The 16082-nt window shown below is 60.2% G+C and carries 19 protein-coding genes; 13 read left to right on the top strand and 6 right to left on the bottom strand.

Going from position 1 to position 16082, the window contains the following annotated elements:
• Nucleotides 1–4: 4 nt before the first annotated feature.
• The gene (locus ACJ8J1_RS18135) at nt 5–787 is read right to left on the bottom strand and encodes an AraC family transcriptional regulator (protein ID WP_033644472.1); all 783 of its coding nucleotides are present in this window, start codon (nt 785–787) and stop codon (nt 5–7) included.
• Between the two features lie 282 nt (nt 788–1069).
• On the opposite strand from ACJ8J1_RS18135, the gene ACJ8J1_RS18130 reads away from it, so the two are divergent.
• From ACJ8J1_RS18130 to ACJ8J1_RS18120, 3 genes are read left to right on the top strand one after another with little or no spacing between them, the layout of a single operon-like run.
• Nucleotides 1070–2524 carry an FAD/NAD(P)-binding protein gene (locus ACJ8J1_RS18130; protein WP_033644474.1) on the top strand — a complete coding sequence of 485 codons (1455 nt, stop codon included), beginning with the start codon at nt 1070–1072 and terminating at the stop codon, nt 2522–2524.
• A complete protein-coding gene (locus ACJ8J1_RS18125) occupies nt 2521–3402 on the top strand; it encodes a formyltransferase family protein (protein WP_033644476.1) in 882 nt (293 codons plus the stop codon). The genes ACJ8J1_RS18130 and ACJ8J1_RS18125 overlap by 4 nt, the downstream gene beginning before the upstream one ends.
• Entirely contained in the window at nt 3395–4183 is a 789-nt protein-coding gene (locus ACJ8J1_RS18120) for a sulfite exporter TauE/SafE family protein (RefSeq protein WP_033644477.1), read from the top strand. The genes ACJ8J1_RS18125 and ACJ8J1_RS18120 overlap by 8 nt, the downstream gene beginning before the upstream one ends.
• Nucleotides 4184–4220: 37 nt before the next feature.
• On the opposite strand, the gene rnk is transcribed toward ACJ8J1_RS18120, so the two are convergent.
• A complete protein-coding gene (gene rnk, locus ACJ8J1_RS18115) occupies nt 4221–4631 on the bottom strand; it encodes a nucleoside diphosphate kinase regulator (protein WP_004936993.1) in 411 nt (136 codons plus the stop codon).
• 444 nt (nt 4632–5075) lie between these two features.
• Between rnk and ACJ8J1_RS18110 the strand changes: the two genes are divergently transcribed.
• The 10 genes from ACJ8J1_RS18110 (at nt 5076) to ACJ8J1_RS18065 (ending at nt 13881) form a co-directional block, all read left to right on the top strand.
• Nucleotides 5076–5402, top strand: a complete 327-nt coding sequence (locus ACJ8J1_RS18110) for a glycine dehydrogenase (protein ID WP_089192640.1) — start codon at nt 5076–5078, stop codon at nt 5400–5402.
• Nucleotides 5403–5438: 36 nt separating this feature from the next.
• Complete coding sequence (locus tag ACJ8J1_RS18105) at nt 5439–5804, top strand: glycine-rich SFCGS family protein (protein WP_004937000.1); 366 nt, start codon at nt 5439–5441, stop codon at nt 5802–5804.
• On the top strand, nt 5804–6100 hold the full coding sequence (locus ACJ8J1_RS18100) for a DUF4312 family protein (protein ID WP_004937003.1): 297 nt from the start codon (nt 5804–5806) through the stop codon (nt 6098–6100). The genes ACJ8J1_RS18105 and ACJ8J1_RS18100 overlap by 1 nt, the downstream gene beginning before the upstream one ends.
• Nucleotides 6101–6130: 30 nt before the next feature.
• The gene (locus ACJ8J1_RS18095; RefSeq protein WP_004937006.1) at nt 6131–6907 is read left to right on the top strand and encodes a DUF4311 domain-containing protein; all 777 of its coding nucleotides are present in this window, start codon (nt 6131–6133) and stop codon (nt 6905–6907) included.
• Between the two features lie 11 nt (nt 6908–6918).
• Entirely contained in the window at nt 6919–7569 is a 651-nt protein-coding gene (locus ACJ8J1_RS18090; protein WP_004937013.1) for a DUF4310 family protein, read from the top strand.
• A gap of 63 nt (nt 7570–7632) precedes the next feature.
• Nucleotides 7633–8772: an amidohydrolase/deacetylase family metallohydrolase gene (locus tag ACJ8J1_RS18085; protein WP_033644479.1), complete on the top strand. Its 1140-nt coding sequence runs from the start codon at nt 7633–7635 to the stop codon at nt 8770–8772.
• Nucleotides 8756–9874 (top strand): DgaE family pyridoxal phosphate-dependent ammonia lyase, encoded by a 1119-nt coding sequence (locus ACJ8J1_RS18080; protein ID WP_033644482.1) that lies wholly within the window; start codon nt 8756–8758, stop codon nt 9872–9874. Before ACJ8J1_RS18085 ends, ACJ8J1_RS18080 begins: the two co-directional genes overlap by 17 nt.
• Nucleotides 9871–10611: a 2-dehydro-3-deoxy-phosphogluconate aldolase gene (gene dagF / locus ACJ8J1_RS18075; protein WP_033644484.1), complete on the top strand. Its 741-nt coding sequence runs from the start codon at nt 9871–9873 to the stop codon at nt 10609–10611. Before ACJ8J1_RS18080 ends, dagF begins: the two co-directional genes overlap by 4 nt.
• A gap of 87 nt (nt 10612–10698) precedes the next feature.
• The gene (locus tag ACJ8J1_RS18070) at nt 10699–11913 is read left to right on the top strand and encodes a lactonase family protein (protein ID WP_033644485.1); all 1215 of its coding nucleotides are present in this window, start codon (nt 10699–10701) and stop codon (nt 11911–11913) included.
• 51 nt (nt 11914–11964) lie between these two features.
• Nucleotides 11965–13881, top strand: coding sequence for a BglG family transcription antiterminator (locus tag ACJ8J1_RS18065; protein WP_033644486.1), 1917 nt, complete (start codon nt 11965–11967; stop codon nt 13879–13881).
• A 6-nt stretch (nt 13882–13887) separates the two neighbouring features.
• Here the strand turns inward: ACJ8J1_RS18065 and ACJ8J1_RS18060 are convergent, their stop codons facing one another.
• From ACJ8J1_RS18060 to rapZ, 4 genes are all read right to left on the bottom strand, one after another.
• Complete coding sequence (locus tag ACJ8J1_RS18060; protein WP_033644489.1) at nt 13888–14310, bottom strand: helix-turn-helix domain-containing protein; 423 nt, start codon at nt 14308–14310, stop codon at nt 13888–13890.
• Nucleotides 14307–14618: a type II toxin-antitoxin system HigB family toxin gene (locus ACJ8J1_RS18055; RefSeq protein WP_004937033.1), complete on the bottom strand. Its 312-nt coding sequence runs from the start codon at nt 14616–14618 to the stop codon at nt 14307–14309. The genes ACJ8J1_RS18060 and ACJ8J1_RS18055 overlap by 4 nt, the downstream gene beginning before the upstream one ends.
• Before the next feature lie 294 nt (nt 14619–14912).
• Nucleotides 14913–15185, bottom strand: a complete 273-nt coding sequence (gene npr, locus ACJ8J1_RS18050) for a PTS phosphocarrier protein NPr (protein WP_004937034.1) — start codon at nt 15183–15185, stop codon at nt 14913–14915.
• Nucleotides 15182–16036 (bottom strand): RNase adapter RapZ, encoded by an 855-nt coding sequence (rapZ, locus tag ACJ8J1_RS18045; protein WP_015379177.1) that lies wholly within the window; start codon nt 16034–16036, stop codon nt 15182–15184. The genes npr and rapZ overlap by 4 nt, the downstream gene beginning before the upstream one ends.
• Nucleotides 16037–16082 lie beyond the last annotated feature (46 nt).

Below are 16082 nucleotides of genomic sequence, written 5' to 3'. Positions count from 1 at the left end.
CCCGTCAACCGTCGCGCCCGTCTTCCGTCAGATAGGAGGAGGGCGCCTGCCCCAGCACGCGGCGAAACATGGTTGAAAACGCCGCGCTGCTGTCATATCCCATCTCCATGGCCACCTGCGTCACGCTGCGCCCTTCGGCCAGCAGCGCCAACGCCAGCACCACGCAGGCGCGCTGACGCCATTGCGAAAAAGGCAGGCCGGTCTGCGCGCGAAAGAAGCGGCTGAAGGTGCGAATGCTCATGTACAGACGAGGGGCCCATTGCTGCGCGGAGTCGTGGGCGTCGGGGTGCTGCAAAAAGGCGCGGCACAGCTCGCCCAGCCGGGGATCGGCGGGCAGCGGGATGTGCAACGGCAAGGGTTGCAGCCGGGCCAGCTCGTGCAGCAGCAGCGTCGCCAGCGCCCCGTCGCGTCCCTCCCGCTCATACTCCAGCGGCATGTCCACCGCCGCCATCAACAGTTGGCGCATCAGCGGGGTGACGCTAACCACCTGGCAAACCTGAGGCTGTTCGGCGGGCAACGCGCCCGGTTCGAGGTACAGACTGCGGGTAGTGACGCCGACCATTCTCACCGCGTGCGGCATCTGTGGCGGCAGCCACACCGCGTGCTGCGGCGGGACGATCCAATTGCCTTGCTGCGTGAAAACGTGCATGACGCCGGTGGCGCCGTACAGCAACTGCGCGCGCCGGTGGCTGTGCATCGGCAGCAAATGCCCCGGCGGATAATCGGTGCCGATGGCGATTACCGCGCGCGCTACGTGGTCGATGTCATCAATGCGGACGTTGCGCATGTGTCCCCTTTGGCGGCAGGTTGGCCGAAACGCAATGATAGTTGGCCTTTCATATAAAGCAAGCCAGCGGCGGTCGCCCTACTATCGGGGCAGAAAAATAACGCTTGTCCGGGGCGCCGTTATTTTATCGGCCATAAAGCCCGCGCAAGTTTTCACACCGGGGTGAGAAGAAGGTTTTCGTTCTCGCAATACAAGAAGTTAATAAGGAATAAATCGTCATTTTATTCCAACACCTGAAGCAATAGTTCTTAGCGCAGTTCAATGACTATAAGGTGATATTTCATGTATAAGTTCGGTGTGATTGGCGGCGGAGCCGCCGGCATCTCTTTTGCGTATAACTTTATAAAAAATAAGTCGGTTAATCATTGCAAAAGGCCGCTTTCCCTGACGGTGTTCGACAAGCAGGGCTTCAAGGGCGGTATGGCATACAGCAGCGATTTTGACAGCCATATATTAAATATGGCGCCAGAAAATATGTCGGCGGATATTTTCGACGACGCGCACTTCGTCGATTGGATCGCCATGCATTTCCCGCAGTTTTGCCAGGATCGTTATCCGCCGCGTTGGTTGTATCGGGAATATCTCGATTTTATTCGCGACATGACGATGTATATGGCGGCGGACAGCAACGTGGCGCTGAATTTCGTGACCGCCGAAGTGAATGCCATTGCGCCGCACGAGGCAGGCTATCGGCTGACCACCGCCTGCGGTGCCGCCGAACAGATGAACGCGCTGGTGTTGTGTTCGGGGCATAACCCGCCGGAATGTCTCTATCCGGTGGACGGGGTGATCGCTTATCAGGCCCACCGGGATCTGCCGCCGATCAACCCTTACTCAACCATCGGCGTGATCGGCTGCAGCCTGACGGCGATCGACGCCATCGTTGAACTGATGGAGCGCCTGGGGGCCACCGATATCTGCGCCCTGTCGCGTTCGGGCCTGTTCCCCAGCGTGCAACCGGCGTTGATGCGTCCGCCGCCGGAGGCGTTTGTTGAGGGGCTGCGGCGCTTTGTCGCCGGTCACGATTTTATTGATGCGCATCAGCTGGTGCATGCGATCAATGCCGCGCTGGCGCGTCACTATCCGGGGCCGGAACGGTTGACGGTGCTCTCGGCGCTGGGGGAAAGGCGCGATTGCTACCGCGATCTGGCGGACAGCCTCGACCGGGCGCGCTTTGCCCGTGAGCACATCTGCAGCTACCTGGCGGCGATCCATCCGACGGTGTGCGCCGCCTGGGTCAAAATGGATGCCAACAACCGGCAGATCTTCATGCGCTTTTACAACTCCTCCTGGATGCGCAATCGGCACGCCATGCCGATCAAGAACGCCTACAAGATCGTGGCGGCGTTGGAGAGCCAACGCCTGCGCGCCTGCGGTGGCCTGGCGGATATCAGCAAGGGGGCGGACGGATTTATCCTTCGTTGCCATGAGATGCGGGTGCATGCGCAGTATCTGTTCAACTGCACCACGCCTTCTTATCAACTGCCGCCCAACCGCCTGAGCCATCAACTGCTGCAAGACGGGGTGGTGCAGGAGAACCTGTTCGGCGGCGTGAAGTGCAACCCGCACACGCTGAAAATCGCCGATCGCCGCGGCCGCGAGCAGCATCTCTACTCGCTCGGCGCGCCCGCCAAGGGCGACCTTTTTTACACCTCGGCGATGGAATCCATCACGCGAGATATCAGCAAAATCGTGTTTAACAACCCTATTTTCAACGCAAAGAAGGCTGAAGCATGAAAAACGTAGCGCTCTTTGTCGGCAACGACATTTTCTCCTGGCTGGTATGTCAGGATCTGATCGCCGCCCTGAAAGGCGAGTGTGCTTTTACGGTGTATTTCCCCCTGGCGAAAAGCGGCGGCCGCGCCCAGGAGCCGGCGGTTCGCCGCCTGGGGCTGTATGAGCGCGAGGTGCTGAACGATTTCGTGTTCCCGTTCGTTGGCCGCAACGCCGCCGCCTGTGAGGGCGCCTATCAGCCGCCGGCACTGTTCCTGGCCGCCGCCGGGGTCAAAGCGCATCGCGTTCTCGACATCAATGACGCCGCGTTTATCAGCAGCCTGGGTCATATGGACGGGGTGATTTCTTTGCGCTGTTATCAGAAATTTTCCGCCGACTATGTGCGCGCCTTCAGCCGGCGCGGCAAGCTGCTGTGGAACCTGCATCCGGGTGACTTGCCGCGCTATCGCGGGGTGATGACGCTGTTCCGCGCGATGATGAACGGTGACAAGGACTGTGCGGTGACGCTGCATGAAATGGACGAACATTGGGATGCCGGCCCGGTGCTCGCCCGCCTGCCCGCCGAGCTGCGCCACGACCTGTCGTTCCTGGAAAACATGATGTTGCTGGGCGTGCAGAGCGGCACCTTCCTGGCGCGCCAGCTGATGCGGGCGGAACGGAGCGAAGCGATAGCGGCGGAAAAGCAGGGCGATTCGCGCTATTGGGGCTTCCCGGATGCGCAGACGCTGGCGCAGGCGGAACAGGCGGGCATTGAGCTGGTGGATCACGACGCCGTGCGCGAGCAGTATCTGGGGCTGTTTGTCGGCGATCGTTTCCACCCGCTGGCGGGGCAGTTCTGCGCCGGGTTCGACGACTTCGTGCGGGCGCACGGCCATGATTGAAATGTTAATCGTTCTGGGTGCCGGTTTTCTGACCGGCATCACCACCATTCTGTTTGGCTTCGGCGGCGGCTTTGTGGTGGTACCTTTCGTTTACCATTTGATCTCCGCCTCAGGCGAGCAGCCCGGCCAGGCGATGCATATTGCGGTGGCGACCTCGACGGCGGTGATGATCCTCAACGCGGGGTACGCCACCCTGACCAACTGGCGCAGCGGCAACCTGCTGCGGGAAACCATCGTGCCGCTGATCTTTTTCATCGGCATCGGCGCGGCGCTGGGCGCGTTTGCCTCCTCGCTGCTGGCGGACGGCGTGATCCGCGTGCTGTTCGTGGCCTATATGGCGGTGACCATCGCCGACTGTCTGTTCCGCCGGGGGTTCCTGACCAAACCGGCGCGCGCTGAACTTTCCCCTGCCACGCTGTGGGGCGGCGGGCCGCTGATCGGCGGCATCGCCACACTGCTGGGGGTGGGCGGCAGCGTGATGACCGTGCCGCTGCTGCGCCGCCATGGCTATGACATGAAGTATTGCGTCAGCGCCGCCAACCCGCTGTCGATCCCGGTGGCGGTGATCGGGGCGCTGATGTATATCGTGTTGGGGTGGCGCGAGATGAGCGGGCCGCAGTATCTGGGCTACGTCAATCTGAACATTCTGGGGCTGCTGGTGGTGGCGGGGATTGCGGGGATCGTGTTTGCCAGGCGCTGTTTGCCGAAGGTGAGCGATGCGCTGCATGCCAAAATCTATGTGCTGCTGCTGATCGCCGTGCTGATCGCTATCTGCCTCTGAAACAGAAAGGGCGGCCGGATGCCGCCCTGAGAACCGCTTAACGGTGGTATTCGCCCGCCGCTTCCGGCTGGTACAGCAATTCCAGCACTTCAATCCGCGCTTCTTCACCGTTCGGCAATTGCCAGGAGATCTGCTTGCCGACGTGCATGCCGAGCAGCGCTGCGCCCAGCGGCGCCATCACCGACAGCTGATCGTGGCTGTCTTTCAGCGAGGCCGGGTAAACCAGCGTGCGCACGTGCTCTTCATCGGTGTGCAGATCGCGAAAACGCACGCGGCTGTTCATGGTCACCACGTTGGCCGGCATTTTCTCCGGCGGCAGGATTTCCGCGCGATCCAACTCGTCGTTCAGCGCGGCGGCGACGTCGGTGTTGGCAAAGGCCGGTTGTTCCAATAGCGCATCCAGGCGTTCCGCATCCAGCTCATTAATAGTAATGATGGGTTTGGTCATTCCACTCTCCAGTCAAATCAAAGGGCGCCAGTCTGTGCACCCATAAATTCGGAAAAACAACACAAAGCAACACCCCCGCGCCAGAGGAGCGGGGGTGTGGGTAATGTCGATTTGTCCCATTGATAGTAGGCGGTTGGGGCGAGAAAAGAAAGAGATCCCGATCACGAAGGCTTTTATCGTCAATCGAGGCAAAAAAAACCGTTAGCCGGGTTATGTAATTGTTATCTCATTTACTTTTTCGCCTTAGCGCCGTTTTGCGAAATGGATCTCCGCGCGTCATTCGATTTCCACTTCGAACTGGAAAAAACCGGTCTCCACAGAAAATCTTACCGGGGGTAGGGTAAAGACATCACAGAAAGCGGGTTATTCAGGTGATGCGCTTTACGGCTTACTGATTAATGTGGGATCTAGGGGTACTGAAAAGTGAATGATGGATCTGCTTCGATAAAAGAAATTGAACAATCCGATATCAGCGAAGCCGGTGAGATCACCGCTCGGGTGCTGGCGGATATTACCGCGATGCTGAATGCTGAGAATATTTATACCAATGCGGTGCAGCAACAGATGCTGGAATCGCATATTCGCGCCATGGTGCTGCGCTCAATAACCGGTGAGCCGTTGCCGGAGGTGGATAAATCACTGTTCGACGAAATTTCCGCCGAGTCCATGCAAATGGCGGAGCGCGTGGTGGATCAGTTTGGCACATTGCCTATCGAAGAAGCCTATTTGCTTTCAGTGCACTTCGAAGTGGCGAAAGATAATAACGCATAGCGGTTAACGCATCGATTTCAATCAGGAGAATATACCATGGGTCAAATTACCGTAGTGATCGGCGATCGTTTGGGAAAAGGGCAAAAAGTCGGCCAGGGCGTTGAAAACGCAGGCGGAAAAGCGGTGGTTATCCCCGGCGTGGCGGCGGATATGAAGCTGGGCGACGTCATGAAAGCGGAAAACGCGCAGCTGGGCATCTCTTTTTGCGGCAGCGGCGGTGCCGGCGCGATTACCGCGCAAACCAAATACGGCTACAAAGCCAAATACGGCATGCGTTCGGTGGAAGAGGGCGTGACGGCAATTAACGAAGGCTGCAACGTGCTGGGGTTCGGCTTTATGGATAAAGAAGAGCTGGGCCAGAAACTGGTGGAAGCCTACGTCAAAAAACATGGCAACCCATAATGAAAGAGCAATATACCACATCGGTAAAGGTGGAGGGTAAAGGCGACAGCAAAGCGAAAGCTTTTGCTTCCGCCTTGGCTAATGTGCAGGGCGCGGTATTAAAGTCCACCAACAATATTCTGCTGCGCATCGAGCCGCAGGACGTCAGCGTGGTGAAAGCGGAAGAGAAAATAACAAAAGAGAAATTTCTTTTCTTCTTTTTGCCGCGTGAAAGAAAGAGCTATGCCGTTTCTCTGGAAATAACCGTGAACGTAACCATTATCAATACCGAGAAGGTTGTCTTCGTCACGAAATAAAAACGTTAGCATAAATGAAAGGGTATACTGATGTTTTTAATCATCTTATTTAAATCGATTATTATCGGTGGGCTGGTGGGGGTTGGCGTAGGGGCCGGCGCCGCACGCATGTTCCACGCGCCGACAACACAGGGCATGGGGGCGTTTCGCACCCTGGGCGAGCTGAACTCCTGCGAGGGCGATCCGGCTTCCCACTTCTCATTCGGTCTGGGCTTCTTCTTCAACGCCTGGGCGTCTTCCGTGGCGGCGGGCTCCTTCACGCAGGACGTCGATCACCGCATCATCCCGCACTGGGGCGCGGCGGCCCTGATGGTCAAGAACCGCAATCTGGCGCAAACGCTGCACGATCCGAAAAAAATGGCCATCGCCTGCGGCATCATCGGCATGCTGGTGGTGGCCTTCCTCAATACCACCGCTTCCGCCGTGCCTGCCGCGCTGCAGGTCACCGCGATCAAGGTGCTGGTGCCGGCGGCCAACCTGCTGGTGAACACCGTGATGCCGGTGATCTTCTGGCTGGCGGCGATCGACGCCGGGCGCCGTTCCGGCTTCTGGGGCACCATTTTCGGCGGCCTGGCGCAGCTGATCATGGGCAACGCCGTACCGGGCCTGGTGCTGGGCATTCTGATCGGCAAAGGCGTGGAAGAGAGCGGCTGGAACAAAATCACCAAGATCATGATGGCGGTGATCGTGCTGCTGTTCGTGCTGAGCGGCTTCTTCCGCGGCTTCGACATGAAAGTTCTCGAGTCCTTCAGCCTCGGCGTGCCGGGCTGGCTGGACGCCATTCACAACACCCTGAGCGGTAAATAAGGAGCGGGATGATGGAAGAGCAAACCCAAAAAGGCTTCTGGTACGCCGACTGGTCATTCCCGATTTTTGTTGGCCTGCTGTCCTCCGGCGTGTTCGCCGGGACGCACATGTACTACCTGTACGGCATCGGTGCCTTTAACGAAGTGGCCTTCGTCTCCATGCTGCGGGCGGGGATGGATACCGGCGTGTACGGCGCTGTGGCGGCGTTCGGCGCCAGCTTCCTGTTCGCGCGCATCATCGAAGGTTCGCTGGTGGGCATCCTCGACATCGGCGGCGCGATCCAGACCGGCGTCGGGCTGGGCGTACCGGCGCTGCTTTTGGGGGCCGGCATCGTGTTCCCGGTCGCCAACTTCGCCGCTTCGCTGGCCACCGGCCTGATCATCGGCCTGGCGATCGGTTACGTGATCATTCTGGCGCGCAAATTCACCATCAATCAGAGCAACTCCACCTACGGGGCTGACGTGATGATGGGCGCGGGCAACTCCTCGGGCCGCTTCCTCGGGCCGTTGATCATCCTGTCGGCGATGACCGCCTCGATCCCGATCGGCATCGGTTCGCTGCTCGGCGCGCTGCTGTTCTATATCTGGGGCAAACCGATCACCGGCGGAGCGATCCTCGGCGCGATGATCCTGGGGGCGATCTTCCCGGTAGCCATTTCTTAAGAGGCCTGCGCCAGGCGCCGCCCGAGGCTGCGGCGGCGCCCGGGCTAACAGGAGCAATGCGGTATGTATGACTTAGTAATCAGAGGCGCCAGACTGGCGGACGATACGCTGATCGATCTGGCGGTGAAAGACGGCAAAATAGCCTCGGTGGGGCGATTGGCGGCGGACGTCAGCGCCGTTCGCCAGCTGGATCTGGCGGGCAACTGCCGCCTGAGCGCCGGTTGGATCGATGCGCACGTGCACTGCTATCCCGAATCGCCGATCTACCATGACGAGCCGGATCGGGTCGGCGTCGCCAGCGGCGTCACCAGCGTGGTCGATGCCGGCAGCGCCGGTGCCGACGATATCGACGCCTTTTATCAGCTGACGCGCAGCGCCAAAACCAACGTTTTCGCCTTCCTCAATATCTCGCGCATCGGCCTGCTGCGGCAGAACGAGCTGGCGGAGTTGACGGACATCGACAAGCGCGAGGCCGGCCAGGCCATCGCCAACCATCCCGGTTTCATCATCGGCATCAAGGCGCGCATGAGCAGCAGCGTGGTGGGCAAGAACGGCACCCGGCCGCTGGTGTTGGCCAAAGAGATCCAGCAGGAAAACCGTCGGCTGCCGCTGATGGTGCATATCGGCAACAACCCGCCGGATCTGGACGACATCGCCGATCTGCTGACCCGTGGCGACATCATCACCCACTGCTACAACGGCAAACCGAACCGCATTCTGACGCCGGCGGGCACACTGCGCGAGTCTATCCAGCGCGCGCTGCGGCGCGGCGTATTGCTCGACGTAGGGCACGGCACCGCCAGCTTCAGCTTCGAGGTGGCGCGCCAGGCGATCAAACTGGGCATTTTGCCGCACACCATCAGCTCCGATATTTACTGCCGCAACCGCATGAACGGGCCGGTGCACAGCCTGGCGACGGTGATGTCCAAATTCTTCAGCGTCGGCCTGACGCTGCCGCAGGTGATCGCCTGCGTGACGGAGAACGCCGCGTCGGCGCTGCAGCTGAGCGGCAAAGGGCGGCTGGAGCCGGGCTATGACGCCGATTTCACGCTGTTTGAGCTGCGCCGCGAACCGCAGGTGTTCGCCGACGCCGAAGGGCAAACCGCCGAGGGCGAACGGCTGCTGGTGCCGCTGGCCGCGGTGGTGGCCGGGGAAATCCTATTAACCGAACAAGGGGAGGCAAGCCATGTCTTCGATTTATGAAAAATACGGTTTGAAGCAGGTGATCAACACCTCCGGCCGTATGACCATTCTCGGCGTTTCCACGCCGCGCCAGGACGTGATCGACGCCGTTGATTACGGCCTGAACCACTATTTCGAAATCAAGGATCTGGTCAACAAGACCGGCGCCTACATCGCCGATCTGCTCAACGTGGAAGATGCGGTGATCGTCTCCTGCGCCTCGGCGGGCATCGCCCAGTCGGTGGCGGCGGTGATCGTTAAAGATAACGCCAATCTGCTGGTGAACCTGCATTCGGCGCCGATCGCCGTGCCGCGCGAGATCGTGCTGCCTCGCGGCCACAACGTCAACTTCGGCGCGCCGGTGGACACCATGGTGGCGCTGGGCGGCGGCAAGGTGGTGGAGGCGGGGTACGCCAACGAATGTTCGCCGGAGCAGATTGAAGCCTGCATCACGCCGCAGACTGCGGCGATCCTGTACGTCAAATCGCACCACTGCGTGCAGAAAAGCATTCTGTCCGTCGAACAGGCGGCGGTGGTGGCGCGCAAGCATAACCTGCCGCTGATCGTCGACGCCGCGGCGGAAGAAGATCTGATGTGTTATTACCAGATGGGGGCCGATCTGGTGATTTACAGCGGCGCCAAAGCCATCGAGGGGCCGACCAGCGGTCTCGTGATCGGCAAGAAACAGTACGTCGAGTGGGTGAAGTTGCAATCCGGCGGCATCGGCCGGGCGATGAAGGTCGGCAAAGAGGGCATCCTCGGCCTGACCCAGGCGATTGAAAGCTATCTGACGCTTGAGAAAACCACCGGGCAACAGATGGTGGAGCGGATGACGCCGTTCCTCGACAGCCTCAACACCCTGACCGGCGTCAGCGCCAAGACCGTCTGGGACAGCGCCGGCCGCGATATCGCTCGCGCCGAGATCACCTTTGATGAGGCGGTGCTGGGGCGGTCGACCTATGACATCGTCCAGGCGTTGAAAACCGGCGATATCGCCATCTACTTCCGCGGCTACAAGGCCAACGAAGGCAAGATTGAGGTCGACGTGCGCAGCGTCGACGAGCGGCAACTGATGACCGTCTTTACCTGTATCAAAAATCTGTTTACGGAGAAACAAGCATGAAGCTGCAGCCTAACTACTATCGCGACCGCGTCTGCCTGAACGTGCTGGCCGGCTCCAAAGCCAACGCGCAGGACATCTACGCTGCGGCGGAAGGCCATGTGCTGGTGGGCGTGCTCTCCAAGAACTACCCGGACGTCGACAGCGCGGTGACCGACATGCTGCGCTATGCGCGCCTGATTGAAAACGCGCTCTCGGTCGGCCTGGGCGCCGGCGATCCGAAGCAGTCGGCGATGGTCAGCCTGATCGCTCAGCAGGTGCAGCCGCAGCACGTTAACCAGGTGTTCACCGGCGTCGGCGCCAGCCGCGCGCTGCTGGGCCAGAACGACAGCGTGGTCAACGGCCTGGTGTCGCCGACCGGCCGCGTCGGTTGGGTGAAGATCTCTACCGGCCCATTGAGCGCCGCGGCGCCGGACGGCATCGTGCCGGTGGAAACCGCCATCGCCCTGCTGAAAGACATGGGCGGCAGCTCCATCAAGTATTTCCCGATGGGCGGCCTGAAGTGCAAGGACGAGTACCAGTACGTAGCCAAGGCCTGCGCCGAGCATGACTTCATGCTGGAGCCGACCGGCGGTATCGATCTGGAGAACTTTGAGCCGATCGTCGAGATCGCGCTGGCGGCCAGCGTGAAACGCGTGATCCCGCATATCTACAGCTCGATCATCGACGCCGCCAGCGGCGATACGCGTCCGCAGGACGTGAAAGCCCTGCTGGCGATGACCAAAAAGCTGGTGGGTTGAACGCGTAATGGGATGAGGTAAACGCTGGGAGGCGAAGGTTTTCCCGTGGCGCGGCATGCCGCGCCGTTACCTATATTGAGGACTACTATGCGAAACTGGCAGGCTCCAACCCGACGCGCCGCGTTGTTCCTGGCGCTGCTGGCCGTGACCGGCCCGGCGCTGCATGCTGAGGATGCAATGAACTCCACGTCATCTCATTTTGCCTATATCGGCACCTACAATCCCAACGGCGAAGGCGTTTACCGAGTGCGGGTCGATCCGGCCAGCGGCGCGTTGAGCCAGGTTACGCTGGTCAGCAACGTGCCGAATCCGGCGCAGCTGACGCTGGGCGCTGACGGCAAGACGCTGTATGTCGCCAGCGAAGTGGCCGATTTCAACGGCGGCAAGCACGGCGGCATCACCGCCTACCGGGTCAATCCGGCCGATGGCGCACTGACGCAGCTCAACCAGGTGGATTCGCAGGGGGCAGGGCCGGTGTATCTCACCTCGACGCCGGACGGGCAGCATCTGCTGGTGGCGAACTACGTCAGCGGCAGCGTGGCGGTCTTCCCGATTGAAGCGGACGGCAGCCTGGGCGCCGCCAGCTCGGTGCAGCAGCAACAGGGCCCGGCGGGCGCGGCCAAACCGGCGGCGGCGGTGAACGGCAGCTTCGCCATCAGCGATCACAACGGCCCGCATGCCCATATGATCGCCAGCGATCCGAGCGGCAAGTTCGTGTTCTCCACCGATCTGGGGTTGGATCGCATCTACCAATGGCGCTTTGACGCCGCGAGCGGCCGGCTGACGCCGAACGATCCGCCGTGGATCGCCGCCTCTTCCGCCGGCGCGGGGCCGCGTCACTTTGTGTTCCATCCGGACGGCGAAACCGTGCTGCTGGTGAACGAAGAGGCCTCGACGTTGACCAGCTACCGTTTTGATCGCCAAAAAGGTACTCTGAAACAACTGCATGCGGTTTCCGCGCTGCCCGCCGACTATCAGGGCACCAGCTTCGCTTCGGGGCTGGCGCTCAGCAAGAACGGCGACACGCTGTACGTCGCCAACCGGCTGCATAACAGCATTGCCCAGTTCAGCGTGGGCGCCGGCGGTGAGTTGAAACCGGTGGCGGATACCTGGACGCGCGGCGATTATCCGCGTTCGCTGGCGCTGAGCCCGGATGGCCGCTATCTGTATGCGTTGAACCAGCGCAGCGATAACGTCACCCGCTTCAGCGTCAACCCGACGGACGGCAAACTCAGCTTTGTGGGCGGCTATCTGCCGATCGGCAGCCCCTCGCAAATGGCGTTCCTGCCGCCGCCGAAGTAACCTGTGGCCCGCCCGGTTCACCGGGCGGGCCGCCTGATTGACGGACACAGAATGGTGCGATTTCCTTACCCGCGTTTGGCTTACTTGTTCGATGCTTTGCAAACCGAGACTTTGCCGCAGGATGAGCTGGCGAAGCGTTTCGCCGTGTCCACCCGCACGGTGCGGGCGGATATCACCGCGCTGAACGAGATCCTGGACAAATATGGCGCGCGCTTCGTGCATAGCCGCGGGGCCGGCTATCGTTTGCAGGTCGATAATGCCGCGCTGTTCAGCGCCCTGCAGCATCAGGAGCGCCGCAAACACGCCACCCCGCGCAGCGCGCAGGAGCGAGTGCATTATCTGCTGGTGCGTTTTTTGACCTCAGCCTTCTCCCTTAAACTGGAAGATCTGGCTGACGAGTGGTTTGTCAGCCGCGGCACGCTGCAAAACGACATGGCTGAGGTGAGAGAGCGTCTGGCGCACTATCAATTGACGATCGAAACCAAGCCGCGTTACGGCATGAAGCTGTTCGGCGCGGAGATGGCGATCCGCGCCTGCCTGACCGACCTGCTGTTCCAGCTGCAGCTGGCCGACGCCGAGAACCCGCTGCTCAACAACGAGATCCTGCTGCAGCCGCAGGTGGCGGCGTTCGCCGGCTTGCTGCACCCGCTGCTGTCGCAATACGCCATTCGCCTGACCGACGAGGGCGAGCAGTACCTGATTTTCTACTGCGCGGTGGCGCTGCGGCGCATCAACGATGGCTATCCGCTGTCGGACTTCGAGGTGGAGGACGGCGACGAGGCGGTGCGCCAGGTGTCGACCCGCCTGGCGGCGGAGCTGCGTGCGGCCTCCGGCAAAGAGATCTCGATGGCCGAAGAGGCCTATCTGCGGGTCAATATCGCCGCGCGCCGCGTGCAAGACGTGCAGCCGACCGAAATCAACGCCGACGATGAAGAAGCGCTGGTGGACTACATCCTGTCCTACATCAACGCACACTATAACTACAACCTGCAGGGCGACGAGCAGCTGCGGGCCGATCTGCTTACCCATATCAAGACCATGATTACGCGGGTGAAATACCAGATCAACATCCCCAATCCGCTGTTGGCCAACATCAAGCAGCACTATCCGATGGCTTACGACGTGACGCTGGCGGCGGTCTCCAGCTGGGGCAAGTACACGCCTTATACGCTGAGCGAGAACGAAATCGGTTATCTGGTGCTGCACATCGGCGTGGGGCTGGAGCGGCATTACAACATCGGTTATGAACGCCACCCGCAGGTGATGCTGGTGTGCGACACCGGCAACTCGACGGTGCGGATGATCCAGGCGCAGATTGCGCGCAAGTATCCGCAGCTGGTGATGACGCGCATCGTCTCGCTGCGCGATTATGAGATGCTCGCGCACATCGACGAAGACTTCGTGATTTCCAACGCCCGCATCGGCGAAAAGAACAAGCCGGTAGTGGTGATGTCGCCGTTCCCGACCGATTATCAGCTGGAGCAACTGGGCAAACTGGTGCTGGTGGATCGCACCCGACCGTACATGCTGGAGAAGTTCTTCGACGCCGAGCATTTCATGGTGCTCAACGAGCCGCTGACGCAGGCGGAACTGTTCAGCCGGGTGTGCGGCCAGCTGGAGCGGGAAGGGTACGTCGGCGCGGACTTTTATCCGTCGGTGGTCGAACGCGAGGCGATCGTCTCCACGCTGCTGGGCGAAGGCATCGCGCTGCCGCACTCGCTGGGGCTGCTGGCGAAAAAGACCGTGGTGGTGACGCTACTGGCGCCGCAGGGCGTCGCCTGGGGCGAGGGCGAGGTCGCGCACGTGATTTTCCTGCTGGCGATCAGCAAGAGCGACTATGAAGAGGCGATGGCGATCTATGAGCTGTTCGTCACCTTCGTGCGTGAACGCTCAATGAGCCGCCTGCTGGGCAGCGACAGCTTCGACAGTTTTAAGGCGGTGGCGCTGGACTGCCTGAGCCGGAGTTGAGGGGGATTAATCCGCTTCCGGCAGGAACAGGGCTGGGGGCAGATTGAAGCGTTTGGCCAGCGCCATAATGTGCGGAATGGTCAGCGATCTTTTGCCGTTCAGGATTTGGTTGACCAACGACTTTTTGCCGATCTCATGTTCAAAATCACTTTGGCTGAGTTGGTGCTGTTCCATCAATACGCGAAGCGCGGCCACCCCCTGCGGGAGTTGGGCGATACGCTGGTTGAATGCGGTAAATTCGGCGCTGTTGTCTTCATATTCGGCGATTTTTTTTGCCAACATGTCAATCAGCGGATGGCGTTCATCGTTTTCCAGCAGATATTCCACCAATTCGAGCGCTTCTCGGTAGTCTTGCTGAGCGTGGCTGCCCTGCAATAAGGGTACGGCGCGCAGTAGCGCATCGGCCGCCTTAATGGCATCTGTAATCATGACGAACTCCTTCGATAGTGCTGCATCAGCTTGTCGTATTCGGCGTGGCTAACGATATGCTTTATGAAGACTTTCTGTGTCTCGAAGCTGGCAAAGAACAAGATCCGCAGGTGGTTGCCGCCGACGTCAATGACCCACCATTTCTCTTTGTACTTCATACGATCGAGCGAAGGAAAAAGCGCTTTTAACTCGTCCGGCGTGCGGAACTCACCCCGTCGCAACGCTTTATAAATGGCCTCGAGAGCAGTGGCTTCATTGGGATATTGCTTCGTTGCGTTATTGAACGGTTCCCTGGAAATGATATGCATCGTTCCTTCGATTCCTACCCGGTGAACATTATAGCGACTGCCGGTGAAGTTCACAAATTGTAAACTTTCTGTTGTCCCGCAAGCAAAGCGTGGGGAAACATCCGCCTGTTGTCTGTTTTTGCGTTACACACTATTGCGATTACCGTGGTGGGGGTAAATCCATAACGTGAATTTACAGGCGGTTACGGCTGCTTCTGGAAGCGGATTCGCAAAATGAGAAACGGGAGGGCTACACTATGGGAAGGGCGGAGGCAACACATGCGCCGAGGCGACGCATGGGAAGAGTCTCAGCGACTAATCTTCATCAAACCCGGAGTTGAACAGCTCGACCACCGCCGCCAGCGCGTTGACTTCATCGGGGCCGGTCGCTTCGACTTCGATGTGCCGACCCTGGGCGGAGTCCAGCATCAGCAGCGCGATGACGCTGCTGGCTTCGGCTTCGGTGCCGCTTTCGTTGCGCAGCATCACTTCGGCGTCGAAGCTTTGCACCAGTTCGAACAGTTTCATCGCCGGGCGCGCGTGCATGCCCAGCTTGTTTTTGATTTCAACCGTCTGTTTGACCGTCATTGTTTGCGCTTTTCCAGCGTGCGGTGGCGCGATTGCACGTTCTTGCCGCGCGAGCGGAAGTAATCGGCCAGCTGTTCCGCCACGTACACCGAACGGTGTTTGCCGCCGGTACAGCCGATGGCGACCGTCAGGTAGCTGCGGTTGTTGGTTTCGAGCATCGGCAGCCACTGTTCCAGATAGCTGCGGGTCTGGTAAATAAAGTTATGCACTTCGGTATGGCGATCGAGGAACGACGCTACCGGCTTGTCCAGACCGGTCATCGGCCGCAGCTTCGGATCCCAGTGCGGGTTAGGCAGGAAGCGCACGTCGAACACGTAGTCGGCGTCGATAGGAATACCGTGCTTGAAGCCGAAGGATTCGAACACCATCGTCAGTTCGCGCTCGCGTTTGCCGAGCAGGCGGGTGCGCAGCATTTCGGCCAGTTCGTGCACCGACATTTCCGAGGTGTCGATAATCAGGTCAGCCCGCGAGCGCAGCGGTTCGAGCAGATCGCTCTCTTCGTCGATCGCGCTTTCCAGCGACAGGTTTTTGCTGGAGAGCGGGTGCAGGCGGCGGGTGTCGCTGTAACGGCGGATCAGCGTGTTGCGATCGGCGTCGAGGAACAGCAGCTGCGGCGAGAAGCTGTCCGGCAGCTGAGTCATCGCGTATTCGAACACTTCCGGCGATTCCGGCATGTTGCGCACGTCGATGCTGACCGCCGCGGAGATATTGCGTTCCGCCAGCGTATTGGCGAGCTGCGGCAGCAGAACCACCGGCAGGTTGTCAACGCAGTAAAAACCCATGTCTTCCAGCGCCCGCAAGGCGACGGATTTTCCGGAACCGGAACGGCCGCTGACAATCATCAGCACCATGTGGCAACTCCCCTGGCATCGCGGCGGCGTTCATCGCCACCGTTAA

This window comes from Serratia sp. CY37869 (assembly GCF_052168895.1).
Taxonomy (GTDB): Bacteria; Pseudomonadota; Gammaproteobacteria; order Enterobacterales; family Enterobacteriaceae; genus Serratia; species Serratia ureilytica.
Note: the sequence above shows the minus strand (reverse complement) of the source record. Positions and strands in the feature narration are given on the sequence as shown.